We start from the raw sequence: 20,242 nt of genomic DNA on the forward strand, positions 1-20,242 counted from the left end.
GGTCTGGCCTTCGGCCACCACTATCCATCCCTCAGCCGCTTCGCTTCGCTCGCCTGCGGCGGCTTCGCCGCCTGCTAGACGCAAGAAAAATCCTTGCCTATTCCAAAACGGCAGCAAATTACAAAAAGAAGAGAAAAGGACCAATTTTGTGATGATTTGCCCTTTTTACAGAATATATCTTTATTGTACACTTTAAATACAGCTTATTTTTATTACCTTTGCTAGATACGAAATGACCCGTTCGTTAATTAACAATAAGCTAATAATACAAAAGGGGGAATAGATAGGCGCAAAACGTATTTTCGCAGCCTAAATAAATCCCTCATCTAACTATCTTCTCGCAAATCATCTTAATTACTTATGCGACATCTCTACTTAGCACTTTTATGCTTTCTTGGCTGGCAGTTATCTGCCCAAACAACAATTGCAACTTATGATTTTGAGGCTAGCCCAGCTGCACCAGCTATGATATTTACCCCTACTGGAGGTGGCGTAGCTACGGCTACAGGACCTTTCCCTGCTGGAGAGCCCAGATATGTAAGCGGAACACAAGGCTATGAGTACAATAACGAATCAGGTACAGCCTTATTTACAGGCATGAATACCACGGGCTATACCAATATTGACTTTAGCATTCGCTTGGCTTCTTTTGCTGGAACTGCTGGAAATGGTGCTGACGGTCCAGATGATGTAGTAGTTGCTGTTAGTACTGATGGAGGAGCAACATGGAGTGATGAGTTAGAGATTTCTGGATCTAGTAACTCTCAGTGGTCATTTTCTGGTGTAGATCAGGCTACTGTTGCCTATGATGGGGATAATTCTGCTGCAAGCTTTTCCTCTTCTGGAGGTTTGGATTATTCTACTTTACAAATTACAGGACTTCCTTCTGTCAGTGATTTGCAAATTCGTTTAGAGCTTGTAAATAATAGCGGGAATGAAATCTGGGTTATTGAAGATGCTTTACTAGAAGGGGATGTTGCGGTAGTTTGCCCGCATACGGTAAGTGCTTTTGCCCCAATTTCAGGGCCTGCGGGCACAGAAGTAACCATTACAGGAACTGGCTTTACGGCTGCTACCACAGTCAGTTTTGCTGGCGTTGCTGCTGCTAATATAACTTTTGTAGATGCCACTACACTTATTGCTACCGTACCCACAGCCGCAAATGATGGTCAATTGACCCTTAGCGAATCTGCTTGTGATATTACTACCCCTTATGGCTTTACCTACCTAGAAGAAGTGGGAAGCTGTGCAGGTACGCCTATTTTTACAGACCTGATTATGTCTGAGGTTTATGATGAAACATCAGGATCTTTGGGATATATTGAGATATATAATGGCACAGCTAATCCTATTGATCTTTCAGACTATGAGATTCGCCGTTACGCTACTCTTACCACAACGACAGTTTCTTTTACCTTTGACTTTCCTGCAGTCAGCATCAACCCAGGCCAAGTATTGGTTGGTCGCGCAAGTAGCACTACAGGAGGAGTAGAAGATTTTATTTTTGCAGGTACAACCAATGGGTATAATGATGATGATCGTCTAGAATTGGTCCACGTTCCCTCTGGAACTGTAGTAGATGATTTTGAGGATCAAATTGTAAGAGCAAGAGGGTTTGTATATCGTAGAAATACTACGGTAACTAGCCCTAATCCCAATTTTGATGCTTCAGAATGGACCACAGCAACTGCTGGAGACATCTCTGACTTGGGAACTTTTGCTGCTCCCTCTGGCCCGCCCCTTACACCTCCCACTTTTAGCGCCCAACCTATGGATGTCAATAGCTGCGAGCTACTCATGGGCGTAACCGCTACTGCAAATAATGGCGGAACCCTAACTTACCAATGGTACTTTAACGAAAATGATGGCGCGGCTACAGCTTGGACAGCCGTAAGCGCAGCCGCTTTCCCCAATGCCACTACAGTAAGCGGAGAAACTTCTGACGTTTTATTGATTCAAGGCAATTTGGTCGATTATGATGGCTATCAGTTCTACTGCGAAGTCATTGAAGATGGTAACTGCGGAAGCCTAACCGAAGCCGCTCAGTTTAATATCGGTAGCGAACGCTTTTTCCGTTCTGCAACTATTGGTTATTGGACCGATGTGAGCAGCTGGGAAATGGCCCCCTCTGCCGCTGGCCCTTGGGTGGCCGCCTGCGATTACCCCCGCTTCGATAATAGCGATTATGTACATATCCTTAATGGCCACCTCATTGAGCTCGACCAAGATATCGAGATTGACCAATTGGTAGTAGAAGCTGGTGGAGAACTAGTGATTCCCGCAAGCCTACAACTCCGTATCCAAGAAGATACTGGCATCGACTTCCTCCTAGAAGGTACCCTAGAGGACCATGGCGCAGGTGGAGGAAATGGCATTAACTTCCAATCTGGCGCAAGCTGGGAAATGGGCGCTAATGCAAGAATTATCAAAACGGGAAGTAGCACCGTTGCCGCCTACAGAGATAATTATGAAAATGGCATTTCTACTATTCCCGCTACAGCCCACTGGCATTTCCGCTACGCCAATAACGGCTCTGTTAGCGTGATTACCAATAATATGTTCTATCCTAACCTCTATATGGAGTCTGTCAGCGGCGATTATAGCTTTGCTGGCCTCTCTGAGAAATTTAGCGGTAGTGGCGGATTCATGACCGTTAAAGGCGATATGCTGGTCGGAAATACCGGAACTGGCGCCGTAGAGGTGTTCAATAGCAATACGAATATTAGCCCCATGCAAATTTTGGGCGATCTTATCATCGGTGGAAACCCCAGCGCTTCTATCTCTAAACTAGAAAATAACGACGGCACTACTGCCGGTACAGGTATGGAGGTTTTTGGTAGCCTTCTAATTAACAATAACGGCCTACTCGATTATGAGGATCCCAATGCTAGCGCTATTGGCCTTTTCCGCCTGCATGGCGATTGGCTAGATGATGCCAGCAATAACGGCTTTGATGAAACTCATGCAGTAGTCGAGTTTGTCGGAAGTACCGACCAAACGGTCATCAAAACAAATGCTGGGGCCACCGAAAGCTTCCGCTTTGTTCGCCTCATCAAACCCGCAGGCTTCCTCATCAATAACTGTAGCGATATTTACATTGATGAAGAAATGGACTTCCAACAAGGTATCGTTTTGGGCTCTGCCTCAGAAAGAGTCTACTTTGATGTAGATGCCACCGCTATCAATGCCTCAAATATTAGCCATGTTGATGGCCCCGTACTTAAAGAAACTTCAGGAACTGGAATCGATGCCTTTACTTATCCCACCGGCGATAATGGCATTTATGGCGCAATCGGTATCGAAACCGCAGTTAATACAGGCGAGTTTTTTGTGGCCCAATACTTTAATCAAGGCTACGGAACATATAACCTCAATACCGCCGAGCTAGACCATGTTTCTGTACTCGAATACTGGACCCTAGACGAGGTATTTACTGGAACTGGCGCCTCTCTTTTTGTTACCCTACACTGGGGCCCTCATAGCCAAGTACTCGATCCCAATGATTTGTTGGTGGGACACTATTTTACCGAAGCCCCTAGCACAAGCAACCAATGGGAGTCAGAAGGCAATACCTTCCTAACTGGAACGGCCACTTCTGGGAGCATCACTTCTGATGTCGTAACGAGCTTTAGCCCCTTCACTTTGGCTGATGTAGTGAGCCAATTGTCTCTTCCTCTAGAGTTGTTGGATTTCTCGGCCCAAAAAGTAGATGAACAAGCACTACTTTCTGCTACCGTAGCCAACGAAGATGCTGGCGATGAATACTGCTTCGAGCGTAGTTCGGACGGCACCAGTTTTGAAACTATCGCCTGCTTTACCGCCCAAGAAGATTTGGCCCAAAATACTTACAATACCCTAGATGAGCAGCCCGCTGCTGGCTATAATTATTACCGCCTCCGCCAAAATGATGTAGACGGTAGCCAAAGCTATAGCGATGTCAAGGTACTTTATTTTGGAGAAGCTAGCGGAGAAACTAAACTCTTCCCCATTCCCGCCAACAACCAAATTCAACTAGAGTTGCCAAGCAATCTTGCCGGCTACCAAGCCGAAATTATCGATGCCTTGGGCCGCGTTTTGCAAAGCCAAACCATTGCCCCGCTTCGCCTACAATATAGCTTTGATCTTAGCAATTTGGCCGCCGGTCAATATATCCTGCGCCTACAAGCCCCCAACGGCTTGGGCCAAAGCCATAAGTTTACCGTAGAAAAATAAGCGCAACTTTAGCTAAAATGAAAAGGAGTTAGTACCATCTCGTACTGACTCCTTTTTTCTTTTGGGGCTGCCCCTCGCTTCGCTCGGGTCGGGCTGTGTCGTGGCTCGCTGTTCGCTCGGCCCTGCGGCCTGACGGCCTTGGTCTGCGGCTGCGCCGCACCACTTTCCATCCCTCAGCCGCGGCGCTGCGCGCCTTTGCGGCGGCTTCGCCGCCTGCCCACCGCAATAAAAATAGCCGCTGCATCCGCAACGGCTATTTTTATAAGGACCAATTTATTGCTGTTTGCTCTTTTGCTCCAACAACCAGTCAATCGCTTCCTCTCGATCAACAAATAGCTGAATGGGAATATCTGCATGACTCAATTGGATGAGGAAGTTGCCCAATAATCTAGAAACGGCTCCAGAAACCAAGAGGGCTACAGCCCGAACGCAGCTTGGAAAATCAGCACTAAATTTTCTGCGGGCCTCCACCGTCCCCCCTTTAATTTGACGAATATCAGCCAAATGATAAACAGCCTGCCCACGAGCAACAGCCATTCTGGCTATCGTCTGATCAATCTCTTTAGCATCTTCTATTTGTACAGTATAGTGCTCATGAATAACCTGCTCTAATATAGCACTGTTATAGGACCAGTAAATAGTACAAGAGGCTAATTCTATCCGCTCTTTCTGATAATTTTTTGCTTGCATCTTCTAGGCGTTTATCTTTTTTACTAATTGGCCCAATGCCTTTTTCCGTCTTAGAGACGGACCAAAGAAGATGAAGTTTAGCCACTAAAACGAAAAAAATAAAAGCAGCAGCCAAAATTATTCTTTTATCTGTTCCTGTATCCAAGCTATGGCTTTCTCTTTTTGCTTAAATACAGCGGCAGGAAATACAGGCTTGTTTATCCCTAATAAAAAGTTGCCCAAAAGCTTAGAAAGCGGACTCTTGACCCAAAGAGCGCAAACCTCCGCTAAAGGCTCTTCCTTATCCGCAAAGACTTTGCGACCCGCTGCACTCGCCCCCTTAATCTGACGCATATCGACTAAAAGATATACAGGACTCTCTTTTTGGGCCGCCAAAATCCGAAGATTTTTCCTGACCGATAAAGAATCGGCTTGCTCCATATAATAATTAGCCTCAATACGCAATAGGATAATATTGCTGTTCGCTATAAAAGACAAATGACCACAATCCATCTGAATGTGGTTGATTTCGGGATGATATGACATTTTGAAGCTTAAGAATAAAAGGTAATTTTAGGAACGCCCAAAGTTAAGCGCGCTTTTGGGCTTCTTTTGTGCCAAATACTACAAAAGCCTAAACAATTATTCAAGCTGTTAAATAGCCCAGCCAATAATTAGCGAAAAGCCTTGAAAATATGCTGATTTAAATTGGAATTCTAGCTAGAATAGTAGATATTTGCGAAGCATTTTTTAGATGCACTTTTATTTTTTTATTTTCAACCTAAACCAAGGGGGTTTTTATGCTAATTATCAATGTAAAAGATAGCGAGACTATCGATCGCGCCCTACGCCGTTACAAGCGTAAAGTAAGAGACACTAAATTGATGCGTGAAGTTCGTACACGCAAACACTTTACAAAGCCATCTGTGCTGCGTCGTACAGAGACGCTCAAAGCGGTTTACCGCGATGTTCGCGAGCGTAAGCTCGATCTCTAACTCGCTACTTTTTTGACATTAGCTAAGGCTCTACCCCCAAAAGGTAGGGTCTTTTTTTATGCCCATTGGTCCAAATGGCCCAGCGCTGCGCAGCCGTGGCCCGAAGGGCCAGACCAAGTTTTTTGAGCGTAGCGAAAAAAACGCAGGGCCGAGCAGACCTGCGAGCGGCGCAGCATAGCGGCGGCCGACCTAGCCGAAGGCTAGCCGGCCGCGGGCCCCAAAAAAAACCACCCCAAAAAGGAGTGGTTCAAATCTTAAGCTAATTTCATTTCCGGACAATCATCGGAGGCGACTAAAGCCCCAGCTGTTTTTTCCCGAATCTCTTGGACCGAGACGCCAGGCGCCCGCTCCAACAAATGAAAGGCATTCTCCTTGATCTCGAAGACCCCCAAATCAGTGACCACCTTTTTGATACAACCCAAGCCCGTAAGCGGTAGGCTACAGCTAGGCAACAACTTGGACTCACCCTTGCGGTTGGTGTGTCGCATGGCCACAATGATGTTCTTGGCTGAAGCAACTAGGTCCATGGCGCCCCCCATACCCTTGACCATTTTGCCCGGAATCTTCCAGTTGGCAATATCGCCATTTTGGGCCACTTCCATAGCGCCCAAAACGGTCAAATCAATATGTCCGCCCCGAATCATCTCAAAGCTTTCGGCGGAGCTAAACAAAGAAGCGCCAGCTAAAGTGGTCACCGTTTGTTTGCCCGCATTGATGAGGTCGGCATCTACGTTTTCTTCGGTAGGGAAGGGGCCCATACCGAGCAAACCGTTTTCAGATTGCAGAAAAACCTGCATATTTTCGGGAATATAATTGGCGACCAAAGTGGGAATCCCGATGCCCAAATTGACATAATAGCCATCTTGTAGTTCTTGGGCAATGCGCTGCGCAATGCCGTATTTATCGAGTGCCATAAGATTAAATTTTAAGGGTTAGGCTTGACGAACAGTGCGCTGCTCAATACGTTTTTCATAATCTACTCCTTGGAAGATGCGTTGCACATAAACGCCAGGGACATGAATTTCATTGGGATGAAGTTCGCCAGGTTCAAGCAGCTGCTCCACCTCAACCACCGTGATTTTACCTGCTTTGGCCATCATGGGGTTAAAGTTTCTGGCCGTTCCCTTAAAGACCAAATTACCGTGTTTATCGCCTTTCCAAGCTTTGACCAAGGCAAAATCAGCAGAAAGCGCCATCTCCATAACATACATACGACCATCAAATTCTCGGCATTCTTTGCCCTCAGCCACCTCGGTGCCATAGCCTGTGGGCGTATAAAAGGCGGGAATTCCCGCTCCGCCCGCACGGATGCGTTCGGCCAAGGTACCCTGAGGGACCAAATCAACTTCTAGCTCGCCAGACAGGAGCTGCCGCTCAAATTCGGCATTTTCGCCAACATAAGAAGAAATCATCTTCTTGACCTGTCGCTGCTGAAGCATTAGGCCAATGCCAAAATCATCTACGCCAGCATTATTAGAAATGCAGGTAAGGTTCTTCATACCAGCTTGGACCAAGGCCGAAATAGCATTTTCTGGAATGCCACAAAGGCCAAAACCACCAAGCATCAGCGTCATATTATCTTCTATGCCCTGAATTGCTTCTTGGGCATTTGCCACAACTTTGTTCATAATGGGTTATGCGATTGTTTGTTAGTAAATTACTTGAGCTTGCCCCCTAAAATGGCGCGGGCAATATTTTTTACTTGCACCGGAAATTCCTTGTCGATAATCCAGCGCAAAGTATTGGGGTGCTTATAGGCAGGCTGCCCCTTTTGGTTGCCAAAATTAAAGAGGATAATGCCCTCTGCATTGCGGACAAAGCGGCCACCTAAATCTACCTTTCGGTTGGCTTGCTGAATAAAATCATGTAGGGCCTGCATATCATTTTTTACGGGCCGCTCATAAACTTTTTCGGTTTTTGGGTCCTGCCAATTGCTTTCTGCATAGCGCTCAATTTGCCCCTTGAGGACCTCCGCCGTAGCTCGAGTATCCGCCAAAGCATCATGGGCATTTTCCAAATTTTGCCCACAATAAAAACGCAAAGCCGCTTTGAGCGTACGAGGCTCCATTTTATAAAAAATCTGCATGGCATCAATCAAACGACGGCCCTCAATCGAAAACTCAAAACCCGCTCTCGAAAATTCCTCCATCAAAACGGGAAGATCAAAACGGTTAGAATTATAACCCGCCAAATCAGCATCGCCAATAAAATCAAGCAGCTCAATAGCCAATAACTTAAAAGGGGGCGCATCTTTGAGCTCCTGCTCACCAAGGCCATGAATGGCCAAAGCCTCTGCCGAACTTGGCTGCCCCGGCTTGACCAAATAAGAGCGCTCAATAGGCGCTCCGCCATCTTTGGGGTACTTAATTAGTGCAATCTGCACAATGCGGTCCTTCATAATATCCCCGCCTGTAGTCTCTAAATCTAAAAAGCAGAGATCTTTATCTAATTGAAATTGCATTCGCCCTTTTTCTAATCAGGTAATGAAAATAAATGGCCGCTATTGGGCCAGACTCAAGATAATCAAATCTTAGAATAACTAAAGAATTTAGGCGTTTTTTGGGGCCTCCGCTGCGGCTTCGCCTTGCGGCGCTACGCTTTGGGGCTCGCAGGTCTGCTCGGCCCTTCAGGCTTCACTTCGTTTCGCCTTCGGTCTGGCCTTCGGCCACCCCGCCGCATCGCTAGGCCAGCCAGCGCTAAGCCTATTCCTTGTCCTTAAATCCGTTTTTCCAGCGCCAACGACCATAAGCCACTAGGGCCAGCCAACCAAAAAAGGGAATAAAATAAAGGAAGCAAATCGGGTTGCGCAAAAGTAAGTAAATAGAGGACCCCCAGCCTTTGTATACCTTGACCTCTTCTCCTTTTTTGCCCTTCTGATGCCATTGTTTCTCAAATTCATGAAATAGCATAGGCCAACCCAAAGGCGTATTTAAGGGAAAGCCTTTAAAGATGACTCGGAGCAGCTCACCCAAGTGGTAGGGCTTCCGACCATATTGGACTAGGGCCAACTCAAGCTCCTCCTGGCATTTGTCCTGCACCCTTTGGCGGATGTCTTCAATTTCGGCCTCCGTCAATTTCTCAAAGGCCTTGTCGGTCCATTCATAGGGCCGAATCCGAGAACCCCGAACAAAGGTCATTTTGCTGGGAAAAGAGAGAAAGAAAGCCGCAGGAAAGAGCAAGAGCGGAGTCAAAGGGCCCAAGGGTAAAAAAGGAACCCCAATTTTATTGATGGCCTTATTCACGCCTTTATGGCTGTACATCAAAGGGGCCACATACTCGGCATTGATGGTGGAGTACCAAACAATATCCGATTTATATTTTAAGCTCATCCGAATGAAGGAGCTAGAAAAACGCTGCAATTTATACCGACGATTAAAGCCTTTGCCAATACCCGGCACTCCTTCTGGATAAATCAATAGTTGGCCATCTGGATAATGCATCATGGTCTCAAAGTTGAGAAAGCTGGCATCTATACCTCCCGCTAGTTTCCAAGCATGCAACATAAAATAAGGGTGCATGGCCGGCGTCTGAGAAAGCATAGGGGCCGTAAGTACCCTGAGCTGCTTTTTAGGATCAAATTTATGCATTTTAGAAAGACCAGAGCCAAAAATCATCCCATCCCAAGGAAAAGCCATACCCGAGTGGTTGCTGGCAAAAATAATAGGATGTTCAGGACGGTTCCGCTCTGGGAGCTCCTCAAAACCAATGAACTCGGGCCGAAAATAGTTTTGGTCCATCAAGCTATAAATCTCTCGATTGAACTGACGCACAAAGCCCATGCGAAAATGATCATCGTAGATATGCTTATTGGCTGCAATTTGCTCTGGTGTGCAAGCTTTTCGCTTCTTGAGTTTGGGGAGAGTCTTTTCTTTGATTTTTTTATCGCTCATGGAGTTGGTTCATTTATCACCAAATTTATAAAAATTTGAGGAGTTATTTACTTCTCTAGCTTTTTGGCCCAAAAAAGCGATAGATTCAAAGGCTTTTACCTTTGTTCGTCGTATTTTTGCGCAAAACAGAACATAAAACTACTATGGTTAAAATTGGAGATCTTTCTTTGGGAGAATTCCCCTTTTTGCTAGCCCCAATGGAGGATGTTAGCGATCCCCCTTTTCGTGCACTTTGTAAAGAACAGGGCTGCGATATGATGTACACGGAGTTTATTTCAGTAGAAGGGCTGATCCGAGACGCAAAGAAAAGTGTAGTCAAATTAGATATTTACCCTGAAGAACGCCCCATTGGCGTGCAAATTTTTGGGGCCGAACTAGATTCTATGATGCGGGCTGCCGAAATTGTAGAAGAAGCCCAGCCCGAGGTTTTAGATATTAACTTTGGTTGCCCCGTGAAGAAGGTGGTCTGCAAAATGGCAGGCGCAGGTATTTTGCAGGATATTGACCGCATGGTGGAATTGACCGAAGCCGTGGTGAAGTCAACCAAACTGCCCGTAACGGTAAAAACCCGCCTAGGCTGGGACCAGAACAGCATTAAAATTGAAGAAGTGGCCGAGCGCCTGCAAGATGTAGGCATCAAGGCCCTGAGTATTCATGGCCGCACTCGGGCCCAGATGTATAAAGGCGAGGCCGATTGGTCGCATATTGCCCAAGTAAAAGAAAATCCCCGCATCCATATTCCCATTTTTGGTAATGGCGATATTGATAGCCCCGAAAAAGCGAAATTGTACAAAGAACGCTATGGGGTGGATGGTATCATGATTGGCCGGGCGGCTATTGGCTACCCCTGGATTTTTAGAGAAATAAAACACTACTTTGAAACAGGAGAAAAAATGGCCCCGCCAAATATTCATGAACGAGTAGATGCCGCTCGCCGCCATCTTATTCGAGCCGTAGAATGGAAAGGGCCCGTTTTGGGCGTTTTGGAAACCCGCCGCCATTATACCAACTATTTTCGGGGGATGCCAGGCGTGAAAGAATACCGCAAAAAATTGGTTACCCTGATGGAGCTGCCCGATCTGCTCGCTGTTTTAGAAGAAATTGAGGCCCGCTATGCCGATTATGTTTTTAGCTAAAGGCCCTTTTTGCGGTGGACAGGCGGCGAAGCCGCCGCAGGCTTAGGGACATGAAGTGGTGCGGCGCAGCCGCAGACCCAGGGGCTGAAGCGAAGCGGAAGCCCCGCAGGGCCGAGCAGACCTGCGAGCCACGGAATGGCCCGGCCGCCAAAGGCGGCAAGCCCCAAAACTACAGAAGAACAAGCCTAATCATAGCTCTTTGGAGCAATAACACACACACTATATGAGAGTATTTTTTACCTTGTTTCTTGTTGGCTTAAGCTGCTTTTACGGGAGCTTATGGGCACAAGAAAAAATTGATCTGTTAGATCAAAAACTAGAGGTACGCAACTTTAAATTTGAGCAAAATATTGAGATGTCTGATAAGGGCAGCAAGGGAATTATGTTCAGCTTTGAGTGCCGATATCCTAGTAATAGCCGTTATTTGCTGACCTATAAGCAGCAGCTTAGCGCCCGAAAATATGGGCAAGAGGTGTTTAGCGATAGCAGCAGCTATTTGGTCCTCAAACCCAATGAATGGCAGAAACGCCGCCGCTTTGTGGCTTATCGAGACCTAGCTGTAGCCGCTGGATCACAGGAGGAAATTGAGTTTATTTATGAGGTGCCTGGCCTTTTAAAGTACCGCAATACTATTGCATATACTCAGCCGCAAACCTATAGCATTTTGTTTCAGATGGAGCAGGCGGAAGTAAAGAGAACGGCTCGTTTGCTCGATCCTGGCTCGCCTAAAGAAGGGGCACCCGATGTATATTGGACCATTAGCACTAATGGGAGTGATTACCCGGTGTATAGCTCTAAATTGCAGCCCAATAGCTATGAAGCTCCCGCCGAAGACGCTCAGTTTTTTGCCCTAGAAGGGGAGGAGCTCTACATCAACTTTTATGATGAAGATGGTCTAGAAGATGATTTTTTGGGCCGCTTGCCTCTGGCCGCAGCCAACAAAGACTTGCGAAAATCGCAAAAAGGGGAGATGTTTGGCCAAATCAAACGCCTAAATTATACGATAGGCCTGAGCAAAAGAAGCCGACAACCCATTAGTACGTATATACAAGATGACTTTATTTATGAAGGCCGCCGAGGCGTGAAATTGGTCCTTGAGTACTTTTTGCCCAAAAGCCTAAGGGGCCAAAAAATGCGTCCCGATTTTATTTTCTCGGATGTAGAAGGCAAAAAAGTGAAAATTCCACTTTTTTATTCTTTGGTAGAAGACCAAGCGCAGCCTGGGGAATTGATGGAACTGCCCGAAAATGGCCGATTGAGCTATTTTATTCCGCATTATGCCTGGAACTCCTCCATTAAAAAGATTGAGTTTTATTTTGATGGAGGTGGACAAAATATTGTAGAAGCCGCTCCCTATATTTTCCTCCAACCCCTAGAGTTTCCGCCCTATATTTATTATTCGGGCACCTTTGTAGAAGAAGATGTGGACTATGAAGGGGCAAAAGGAATAAAGATTAGCTTTTCTTATGCGGTAAAAGATGTGCATCAATATTCTAAATTGCGCATTAACTTTGAAAATTTGAAAGGCCAACCTCTGGTCCAAACCGTTTACCCCATGCAGGAACTGCCCAAAGATAGCCTGCCCCAATCTCTTTTGCATGGCGTTTATGAGCAGCCCAAGATGAAGGCAAAAGATAGCTTGGCCTTTTTTATTCCTTATCTGGACCTAGATGATCCGCAAGTTCGCCTGAAGATGAGCTTGGTCCCCGATTTAGAAATTCCCATTATTAACGAACGCAGCCCACTGGTTGAACGCCCCGATACGCTAACTGATTTACTCTTAGAAGAGGAGTTGGCTATGGACCGGGTGCAAAATAATGACTTTGGCTATGTGGTGACCCTAAAAGCTAAGTTGCCCCGCCTCTATCGGGGCCGTGCTGTGCTGCTGCTTGATGGACTGCGAAATGGCGTTGATTTTATGGGCTATAATACGCTAGGAGAAGGCCTAGTAGAAATAGGACAAGATAGCTTTGCGCTAGGGCTAGACTCTACCCAAATTCATGTGCTTTTTCCGTATCGCCGCCTTTTGGCCAATGAAAAAGTAGCCCTCAGCTATCAATTTGTCGATCGCAAAACGGGAGAGGTCCTATTGGCCGAACAAAAAAGCGAAAGCAAATTGCCCAAAAGCCTGCATAATGTAAGTTTCCAAATCGATTTGCAGTCGCTTAAGTGGATGACGGATAGCCTGCAGCTAGATTCTGTCCAAACAAAAACCAATTGGAAGTATGAAATTATGGTGGGCAATGAGGTCCAAATGAGCAAAACCCTACCCGCTCTCTTTAAAGGCAAAACCCTAAAGGAGCAGTTTAAACGCTCTTTGCGAGCCCATAGAGAGGACCGAATTCAAATTTATTTGGAAGAAAAAACAGGCGAAAATCCTCTTCGCATTCCCATCTGGAGCGGAGATTTGGGCCAGCTACTACAAGCCAAAGGCAGTAGCAAAGCCGTTGATCAAAGCCCCCTGAAAAAAGCAAAAATTAAACTCCGCCTCAAGCGATCAGAGCGAAAAATAGTGAAGATAAAACGCTAAGGCTTGGCCCTAAACCAAAAAAAAGCAGCTCTTAAGAGCTGCTTTTTTTGTTTATAGCGCTGCGCTAAAATTAACGCAAGGCAATTTTGAGTACATCTTCCATGCGCTTGACATAATGAAATTTTAGGCCTTTGATATATTCGGCTTTTACTTCCATGACATGCGGACGGTTGTCCTCGCAAAGGATCAATTCTTTGACCCCAGCCCGTTTGGCCGCCAAGATTTTTTCCTTAATGCCACCTACCCGAAGCACACGACCACGCAAAGAAATTTCTCCAGTCATGGCCAAATGAGAGCGCAAGGGCTTCCCCTTAAAGGCAGAGGCTAGGGCCGAAAGCATGGTGATTCCCGCAGAAGGTCCATCCTTGGGCACGGCCCCAGCAGGAACATGCAAATGCACATCTCTTTGCTCAAAAAGGCTGGCCTCAATGCCAAACTCCTCCGCATGGCTCTTGAGATAAGAAAGGGCCAAGGCCGCAGATTCTTTCATCACATCGCCCAAGTTCCCCGTCAATTGAAGCTTGCCCTTGCCCGGGCTTAGGCTGGCCTCAATAAAGAGAATTTCGCCCCCCACTTGGGTCCAAGCCAAACCAACGACTACACCAGCAGGCAGCTTTTCTTCATAAATATCCTTAACAGTGGTTTTAATGCCCAAGGCATCTTCTACATCCTGAGCCGTACTAAAACGAACCTGCTTTTTATCGCCCTGCGCAATCTGCTTGGCCGCAATCCGCATCAAACGAGCAATTTGACGCTCTAGTTTACGCACTCCCGACTCTTGGGTATAGTCCGTAACCAAGGTTTGTAGGGCTTTGGCCCCAATTCTAAACTGATTGCCCGAAATCCCATGCTCTTTGCGCTGCTTGGGAATCAAATGGCGCTTGGCAATTTCTAGCTTTTCTTCTACCGAATAACCCGAGAGCTCAATGATTTCCATACGGTCCAAAAGGGCCGGCTGAATAGAACTCAAGGAGTTGGAGGTAGCAATAAAGAGGACCTTAGAAAGGTCGTAATCCAACTCCAAATAGTTGTCGTAAAAACTGCTATTTTGCTCTGGGTCTAAAATCTCTAGTAGGGCAGAAGAGGGATCGCCCCGCTGTCCACTACCCATCTTATCAATCTCATCCAAAATGAAGACGGGATTAGAGGTTCCCGTTTTTTTCAAAGATTGAATGATACGACCAGGCATGGCCCCAATATAGGTTTTACGGTGTCCCCGCAATTCCGACTCATCATGTAGGCCACCTAAAGACATACGGATGTATTCTCGGTTGAGAGCCGAAGCTACCGAACGCCCCAAAGAGGTTTTTCCCACACCTGGAGGGCCCAATAGGCAAATAATAGGCGCTTTCATGTCTTGACGCAACTCCAAAACTGCCAAATATTCCAAAATCCGATCCTTGACCTTGTCCAAACCATAATGGTCATGGTCCAAGATCTTTTCGGCCTTGTTCAAATCAAAATTATCCTCGCTAAACTCATTCCAAGGTAAATCGACTAAGGTCTCTAAGTAGTTGAGCGTTAGCGAGTAATCTGGCGCCATAGGGTTGGTGCGCTCCAATCGACGGAGCTCCCGATCAAATTTTTCTTGCACCGCTTCCGACCAGTCTTTATCTGCTGCCTTGGCCCGCAAACGGTCCACTTCTTGGCTCTGCGGATTTTCGCCTAGCTCATCCTGAATCAATTTCATCTGCTGGTTGAGGATGTAATCCCGCTGCTGCTTCTCCATCTCTTCCCGCACTTTCTCCTCCAATTCGGCCCGAATCTCAGTAATGTGCAACTGAATACTCAACTGCTCCAACAAGATTTTGGCCCGCTTGAGCAGCTTGCTCTCATTGAGCAACTCCTGCTTGGCACTCACGCTCACCTGCATATTGGTGGCCACAAAATTGACCAAAAAACCAGAGTTCTGGATCTTATGCAGCAGCTGCACCGCATCCGAAGGAATTTGCGGACTAATATCTATTAAGGCCTCACTTTTCTCTCGAATAGATTGTAAGGTCGCCTCAAACTCAATTTGCTCTTTCTTCTTAGGCCGCTCATCAACCAACAAAATAGGCTCGGCTCGCAAAAACGGAAGGATCTGCAGCGCTTTGCGCTCTCTGCCCGTCCGTCGACGACCCTGCAAAATAGCCGTATAACTATCATCGGGCATTTTGATGAGACGAAGAATTTTAGCCACCACGCCCAAGGCGTGCAGATCTTTCAATTTTGGCTCATCTACCTCCATATCTTTCTGGGCAAAAACCAAAATATGCTGACCATCTGCATAGGCATCTTGTACCGCCGCTATAGAACGCTCGCGGCCCACCGTTACCGGAATCACAACTCCCGGAAACAAAACGGTGTTCTTCAATGCCAAAACAGGAAGGTCATAACTATATTCCTCTTCTTGCATCAAACGCTCCTCTTGCTCGTCTACACTAAAAAAGGGTAAAATTTCCATTTCTTCCTCTGGATTCAAATCGTTTTCTTTTTTTGACATGCTGATTATTTGTAATGAATGCAAGCCTCTCGGCCTCTGCTGCCAGTTGCTGACAGCTTGTCAGTCGGTTTGGGCCCAAACTAAGTAGTTTTGCCCGCTTAATCCTTTCATAAAGATAAAAATTAAGCAAATAGGCCCCTTTTTTAAACCGGCCCTCTATAGGCCAAAAGCTATTCCCTTCTATGTATTCTGCCGTTTTGACTTGTTTTTTCTGGGGCTGCCCCAGCCTGAGGCTGGGTCGGGCTGTTTCGCAGCTCGCTATTCGCTCGGCCCTGCGGCGCTTTCAGCGCCTTGGTCTGGCCTTCGGCCACTGCTGTCCATCCCTCAGCCGCGGCGCTGCGCGCCTTTGCGGCGGCTTCGCCGCCTGCAGAACGCCCAATTGGACCAAAATTAAGGGGCTGGCCTTAGCGCTTTTAGTTTGTATTTATTCAAAGGTAGTAACTTTGTTTTGTAAACGCAAATTTAGTTTTCTCTAAAAGAACTTTCTTTATGCTCAGCAACTGAGGGCTTTGGCCCAGGGCAAAAAATAGCTGGATCTAGCAGGCGGCGAAGCCGCCGCAGGCCCAGCGCTGCGGAGCGGGTGGCCGTAGGCCAGACCAAAGCCGCCGCAGGCGGCTGCAGGGCCGAGCAGACCTGCGAGCCCCGCAGCATAGCGGCGGCCAGTTCGGCTTTGCCGAGCTGGCCGCGGGCCCCAAAAGATAAGAGAACTTAGAGCGAGAAATTAAAGCTAATGACTCCGCCCCAATCTGGTGTTTTATTTTCACGGATGGCCATCACGGCATCTATTCGGATAATGCGGAAGAGCTTCCAGCCAATGCGGTCGATACCAAAATTGAGCTCCATATGGTTGCCTTTTTCGGGGGTATAGAGGTGGTGGACCCCCAGAATAGTTTCGAAGCCCAACTTTTTGAGACCTGGCAATTTATTCCAGAGAAAGCCATTAAAGTGGTGCTCAAAATGGGTCTGCACAAAATAATCCATTGTGCTGTGCTCATAATAAGGCAAGAGCTGAAAGCTGCGCCATTGCTTGCCATTTTGGGCAAAAAAGGTTTGGTTGCCACGAAAGTGTTGATAATCGACAAAGCGCATATTTTCGGTTTGCAGGAAGGCGCCGGCCTCTGTGCGCCAGCTAAACTTTCCGATACCAGCCACCGGCAAATTGAGTTTTTGGATATAAGCGCCTAGGTAATCAAAGGCCGTCATTTCGTCGTTGAGGGCTAGGGCTTTTTTATAAATCAGCCAAATTTCGGGAATATTACTGGGTCGATAGATGCGTTCTTTGGGGTAAGAGAGGTACTTCTGGCCAAAACGCAGGCGAAACCGCAGGTCAAAAAGCAGGCGATTATTGGCTTGGAAGGCCAGGGTATCTTCTGCTGGCGGCTGATTAAAATCGAGGGCTTGATTAGAGTAAAACTCCCTTTTTTCTCTGAACAATAGGCTATAATCGGCCTGATTACTGAGGGCTTTGCGCTGGGCATATTCGGCTTGAAAGAGCAGGCGAAGGCCATTAAATAACCGTTGAGAATAGCGAGCTTGGATAAATGTTTTATCGTAGGCCTTAATATAATTTTGCCGATAGACCAAAGAAGTATAGCTATTGATGAGCGGGCTCATGGGCGGGTCTTCAACAAACTGCTGGACCAGATTTCCGCCGCTGAGCATCAGGTTGGCATCATTGGTTTTATTGAAGCGAAAAAAGAGGCTGCCCGAGCTGCGCAGGCGCTTATCGGCAAGGCCATATTGCAGTTTCATCTTGGCATTGAGGTAGCGGGTATTTTCCTTATTGAAGCGCTTGTTGTAGCCCAGATTAACATCTCCATAAAAGCCCTGTAAGGTATTATACATGATACTATATAGGGGGGAAGAAACCGACCAACTATAGCCCTTATTGCGTTTGCGGTAGCTATAGCCCGATAGCAGCAGGCTCCAGCTCGGGCGGTTGGCGATGCGGTCCATAGAATCAATATAGGCGGGGTCGTTGAGTATCTTTTGCAGGCTATCCTTTACTTGATACTCAACCACTTCTTTTTCGGAAAGTGGAAGAGGGCGAATGCTATCCCAGTAGACCTTTGTTTTTCTATTGGCCTCGGCTTCTACCGAAAAGATTTCGTTATTAAAGAGCTTTTTGGGAAATTCGGGGGCCAGGTTATACTGTTGAAAAACGCCAATGATTCCTCCAGAGACCTCAATGCCAAAGAGATTGATGCTCAGTTCAATTTCTTGAGAAAACAGTCGCCAGACGCTATCTTGCACCTCTACATGCAGCTGCTTAAACGCCACGGTATCGAGGATAGAGATATTGGCGGCCTTGCCCGTCGTTTTGAGGTCAGTACTATAGATACACCATTCGCCATCTACAATATAAATGTCGCCAAAGAAGAGTTGGCCCAAGGGGTTTTTGGGAATGACCTGGACCTGATAGATCATTTTGCCCTCATCAAAAAAGGTATTGAGTAATTTGTATCTATAGGCATTGAGAGCGCCTTGGCCAATAGGCGAGAGCAGGCGGGCGTCAATCAGCTCTGTATAATTTTGATAGAAATTCATATCTAGCATAGCGGCCCCAGAATTAAAGCTAAAGCCATTATCATCGCCACTCACCTTAGAAGAAATCATTTCTTCTTTGACTTTATTGCCTTGGACATAAATTTTAGATACCGATTCGGAAAGATAAACCATGCCACTCCCCGAGGAGTCTAGTTGCTGCCTAAACTCTTCTGTAGATTGGCCCATAATGCTTTCGGGCAATTCACTAATTTCTTGGGCGCCTTTAACATAGGCCTCGCAGCTAAAGTTCTTAACCTGATTGAGGTAAAACTTCCGCTTTTTCATGGCCTGCCGAATAATGCCATAGGCAGGGTCTTCAGAGCCATCGACTACCACCTCGGGGGCCTGAAGATCGACGGGGGCGAGCTCTACGTTGAGCTCTAGTTGCTCGTTTTCACTCCAGTTTAAGTTGATGACCTTTTTTTTGTAACCCACATACTGAAAGACCAATTGGTATTCTCCGGGCGCCAGCCGAAGCATATAGCGGCCCTCTATATTAGAAGTGGTGCCCACCGATTCTTTTTGGAGGTAAACCGAGACAAAGGGCAGCGGCTCTCCTTTTTCATCGGTCACTAAACCCGAAAGTTGGGCCAAAAGCTGGCTAGAGCTAAAGCCCAAAAAGAGAAGCAAAAATAAAATCTTATTCATAATCTTGATTTAGGGAGTTGGAGCAATCTATAGCCCTCAAAATATAAAGCTTTTCCAACTTATGCCCCTCTATAGCGTCTAAAAAGCAACGACAGAAATTATTTTTGATAGCAGTTCTATCCAAAATATTTGTAATTTTGCCGCACACAACATATTTAATCACCTTAACACCAAGAAAAACAATGCGTAACCTAAGTTTACTAGCTCTTTTTCTAATGGCTGCACAGTTTGGTTTTGCCCAAAAAGGCCTAGAATTTGGCGTCACTTTCACGCCTGCCACTAGCTGGATCATCAATGATGAAGATTTTGCCCAAGGCGATGACATGGACCTACAAGCCACTTTTGGCTACAATGCTGGCGCTCATCTCGGCATCAACTTCACAGAAGGTATGGGCCTTCAAGTTGGGGTAAACCTTTCTCAACAAGGCCAAAATTACATCAATAAAGCCTCTTCAAGCAATAAGGACGATATGGATGTATACTCTCGTAAATTGACTTATGTCCGTGTCCCCGTTTTGCTAAAATTTAATGGAAGCACAGAGGGCTCTTTTACTTCTTATTTCCGCTTTGGCCCTCACCTAGATTTTCTTAGCAAGGCCGTTTATAACTATGAAGAAAATAGTGGCTCTATTCTTCGTGTAGATCGTGAAGATATTGATTTGACTCAGGTAGAAAACCCGACTGGTGGAAACTACAAAATCTACAATGATGTTGTTTTTGGCGCCACGCTAGAAATGGGTGGAGCCATCAATGTTGATGAAAACATGAAAATTTTGGTGCTTTTCCACCTTTCTGGCTCATTGAGCAACCCCGAAGGTGAAGACTCTTATGATGCCAGTCCATTTGTTTCATTGACCAATCCCGCAGCCTTCCCCGATGATGCAGGTTCTGCTTCTCGCGGCACGGCTTATAACGTAATGGGTGGACTCACTGTAGGTCTGACCTATACTATTGGTGGCGGAGAATAAACGGCTACCACAATAAAGCGTTTATCTTTTAGGACCAAGCACTTTTTTGTGTTTTGGTCCTTTTTTTTGGGGCCCGCGGCCAGCTTTGCTGGCCGCCGCTATGCTGCGGGGCTCGCTGTTCGCTCGGCCCTGCAGCCGCCTCTGGCGGCTTTGGTCTGGCCT

General features: G+C 46.5%; 13 protein-coding genes. 5 read left to right on the forward strand and 8 right to left on the reverse strand.

Annotated features, from left to right (window positions below):
• Positions 1-360 precede the first annotated feature (360 nt).
• A complete protein-coding gene (locus SAPGRDRAFT_RS17150) occupies positions 361-4,212 on the forward strand; it encodes a lamin tail domain-containing protein (RefSeq protein ID WP_002660600.1) in 3,852 nt (1,283 codons plus the stop codon).
• A 273-nt stretch (positions 4,213-4,485) separates the two neighbouring features.
• On the opposite strand, the gene SAPGRDRAFT_RS17155 is transcribed toward SAPGRDRAFT_RS17150, so the two are convergent.
• Together SAPGRDRAFT_RS17155 and SAPGRDRAFT_RS17160 are read right to left on the reverse strand one after the other, a co-directional pair.
• Positions 4,486-4,902: an STAS/SEC14 domain-containing protein gene (locus SAPGRDRAFT_RS17155; RefSeq protein ID WP_002660602.1), complete on the reverse strand. Its 417-nt coding sequence runs from the start codon at positions 4,900-4,902 to the stop codon at positions 4,486-4,488.
• A 117-nt stretch (positions 4,903-5,019) separates the two neighbouring features.
• Positions 5,020-5,427 carry a DUF7793 family protein gene (locus SAPGRDRAFT_RS17160; RefSeq protein WP_156001988.1) on the reverse strand — a complete coding sequence of 136 codons (408 nt, stop codon included), beginning with the start codon at positions 5,425-5,427 and terminating at the stop codon, positions 5,020-5,022.
• A gap of 254 nt (positions 5,428-5,681) precedes the next feature.
• On the opposite strand from SAPGRDRAFT_RS17160, the gene rpsU reads away from it, so the two are divergent.
• On the forward strand, positions 5,682-5,876 hold the full coding sequence (gene rpsU / locus SAPGRDRAFT_RS17165) for a 30S ribosomal protein S21 (protein ID WP_002660605.1): 195 nt from the start codon (positions 5,682-5,684) through the stop codon (positions 5,874-5,876).
• 254 nt (positions 5,877-6,130) lie between these two features.
• Here rpsU and SAPGRDRAFT_RS17175 read toward each other — a convergent pair whose 3' ends face one another.
• From SAPGRDRAFT_RS17175 to SAPGRDRAFT_RS17190, 4 genes are all read right to left on the reverse strand, one after another.
• Positions 6,131-6,790: a CoA transferase subunit B gene (locus SAPGRDRAFT_RS17175; RefSeq protein ID WP_002660607.1), complete on the reverse strand. Its 660-nt coding sequence runs from the start codon at positions 6,788-6,790 to the stop codon at positions 6,131-6,133.
• Between the two features lie 18 nt (positions 6,791-6,808).
• Positions 6,809-7,504, reverse strand: a complete 696-nt coding sequence (locus SAPGRDRAFT_RS17180; protein WP_002660608.1) for a CoA transferase subunit A — start codon at positions 7,502-7,504, stop codon at positions 6,809-6,811.
• A gap of 29 nt (positions 7,505-7,533) precedes the next feature.
• The gene (locus SAPGRDRAFT_RS17185; RefSeq protein WP_002660610.1) at positions 7,534-8,337 is read right to left on the reverse strand and encodes a 3'-5' exonuclease; all 804 of its coding nucleotides are present in this window, start codon (positions 8,335-8,337) and stop codon (positions 7,534-7,536) included.
• A 241-nt stretch (positions 8,338-8,578) separates the two neighbouring features.
• Positions 8,579-9,766 (reverse strand): hypothetical protein, encoded by a 1,188-nt coding sequence (locus SAPGRDRAFT_RS17190; RefSeq protein WP_002660612.1) that lies wholly within the window; start codon positions 9,764-9,766, stop codon positions 8,579-8,581.
• A gap of 143 nt (positions 9,767-9,909) precedes the next feature.
• Between SAPGRDRAFT_RS17190 and dusB the strand changes: the two genes are divergently transcribed.
• Together dusB and SAPGRDRAFT_RS17200 are read left to right on the forward strand one after the other, a co-directional pair.
• The gene (dusB, locus tag SAPGRDRAFT_RS17195) at positions 9,910-10,902 is read left to right on the forward strand and encodes a tRNA dihydrouridine synthase DusB (RefSeq protein WP_002660614.1); all 993 of its coding nucleotides are present in this window, start codon (positions 9,910-9,912) and stop codon (positions 10,900-10,902) included.
• Positions 10,903-11,125: 223 nt separating this feature from the next.
• Entirely contained in the window at positions 11,126-13,432 is a 2,307-nt protein-coding gene (locus SAPGRDRAFT_RS17200; protein WP_002660615.1) for a hypothetical protein, read from the forward strand.
• 70 nt (positions 13,433-13,502) lie between these two features.
• Here SAPGRDRAFT_RS17200 and lon read toward each other — a convergent pair whose 3' ends face one another.
• Both lon and SAPGRDRAFT_RS17220 read right to left on the reverse strand, forming a co-directional pair.
• Positions 13,503-15,917: an endopeptidase La gene (gene lon, locus SAPGRDRAFT_RS17205; RefSeq protein WP_002660617.1), complete on the reverse strand. Its 2,415-nt coding sequence runs from the start codon at positions 15,915-15,917 to the stop codon at positions 13,503-13,505.
• Between the two features lie 708 nt (positions 15,918-16,625).
• Positions 16,626-19,112: a DUF5686 and carboxypeptidase regulatory-like domain-containing protein gene (locus SAPGRDRAFT_RS17220; RefSeq protein WP_002660621.1), complete on the reverse strand. Its 2,487-nt coding sequence runs from the start codon at positions 19,110-19,112 to the stop codon at positions 16,626-16,628.
• A 182-nt stretch (positions 19,113-19,294) separates the two neighbouring features.
• Between SAPGRDRAFT_RS17220 and SAPGRDRAFT_RS17225 the strand changes: the two genes are divergently transcribed.
• Positions 19,295-20,080 carry a porin family protein gene (locus SAPGRDRAFT_RS17225; RefSeq protein ID WP_002660623.1) on the forward strand — a complete coding sequence of 262 codons (786 nt, stop codon included), beginning with the start codon at positions 19,295-19,297 and terminating at the stop codon, positions 20,078-20,080.
• Positions 20,081-20,242 lie beyond the last annotated feature (162 nt).

It is taken from the genome of Saprospira grandis DSM 2844 (genome assembly GCF_000275825.1).
Lineage (GTDB): Bacteria > Bacteroidota > Bacteroidia > Chitinophagales > Saprospiraceae > Saprospira > Saprospira grandis_A.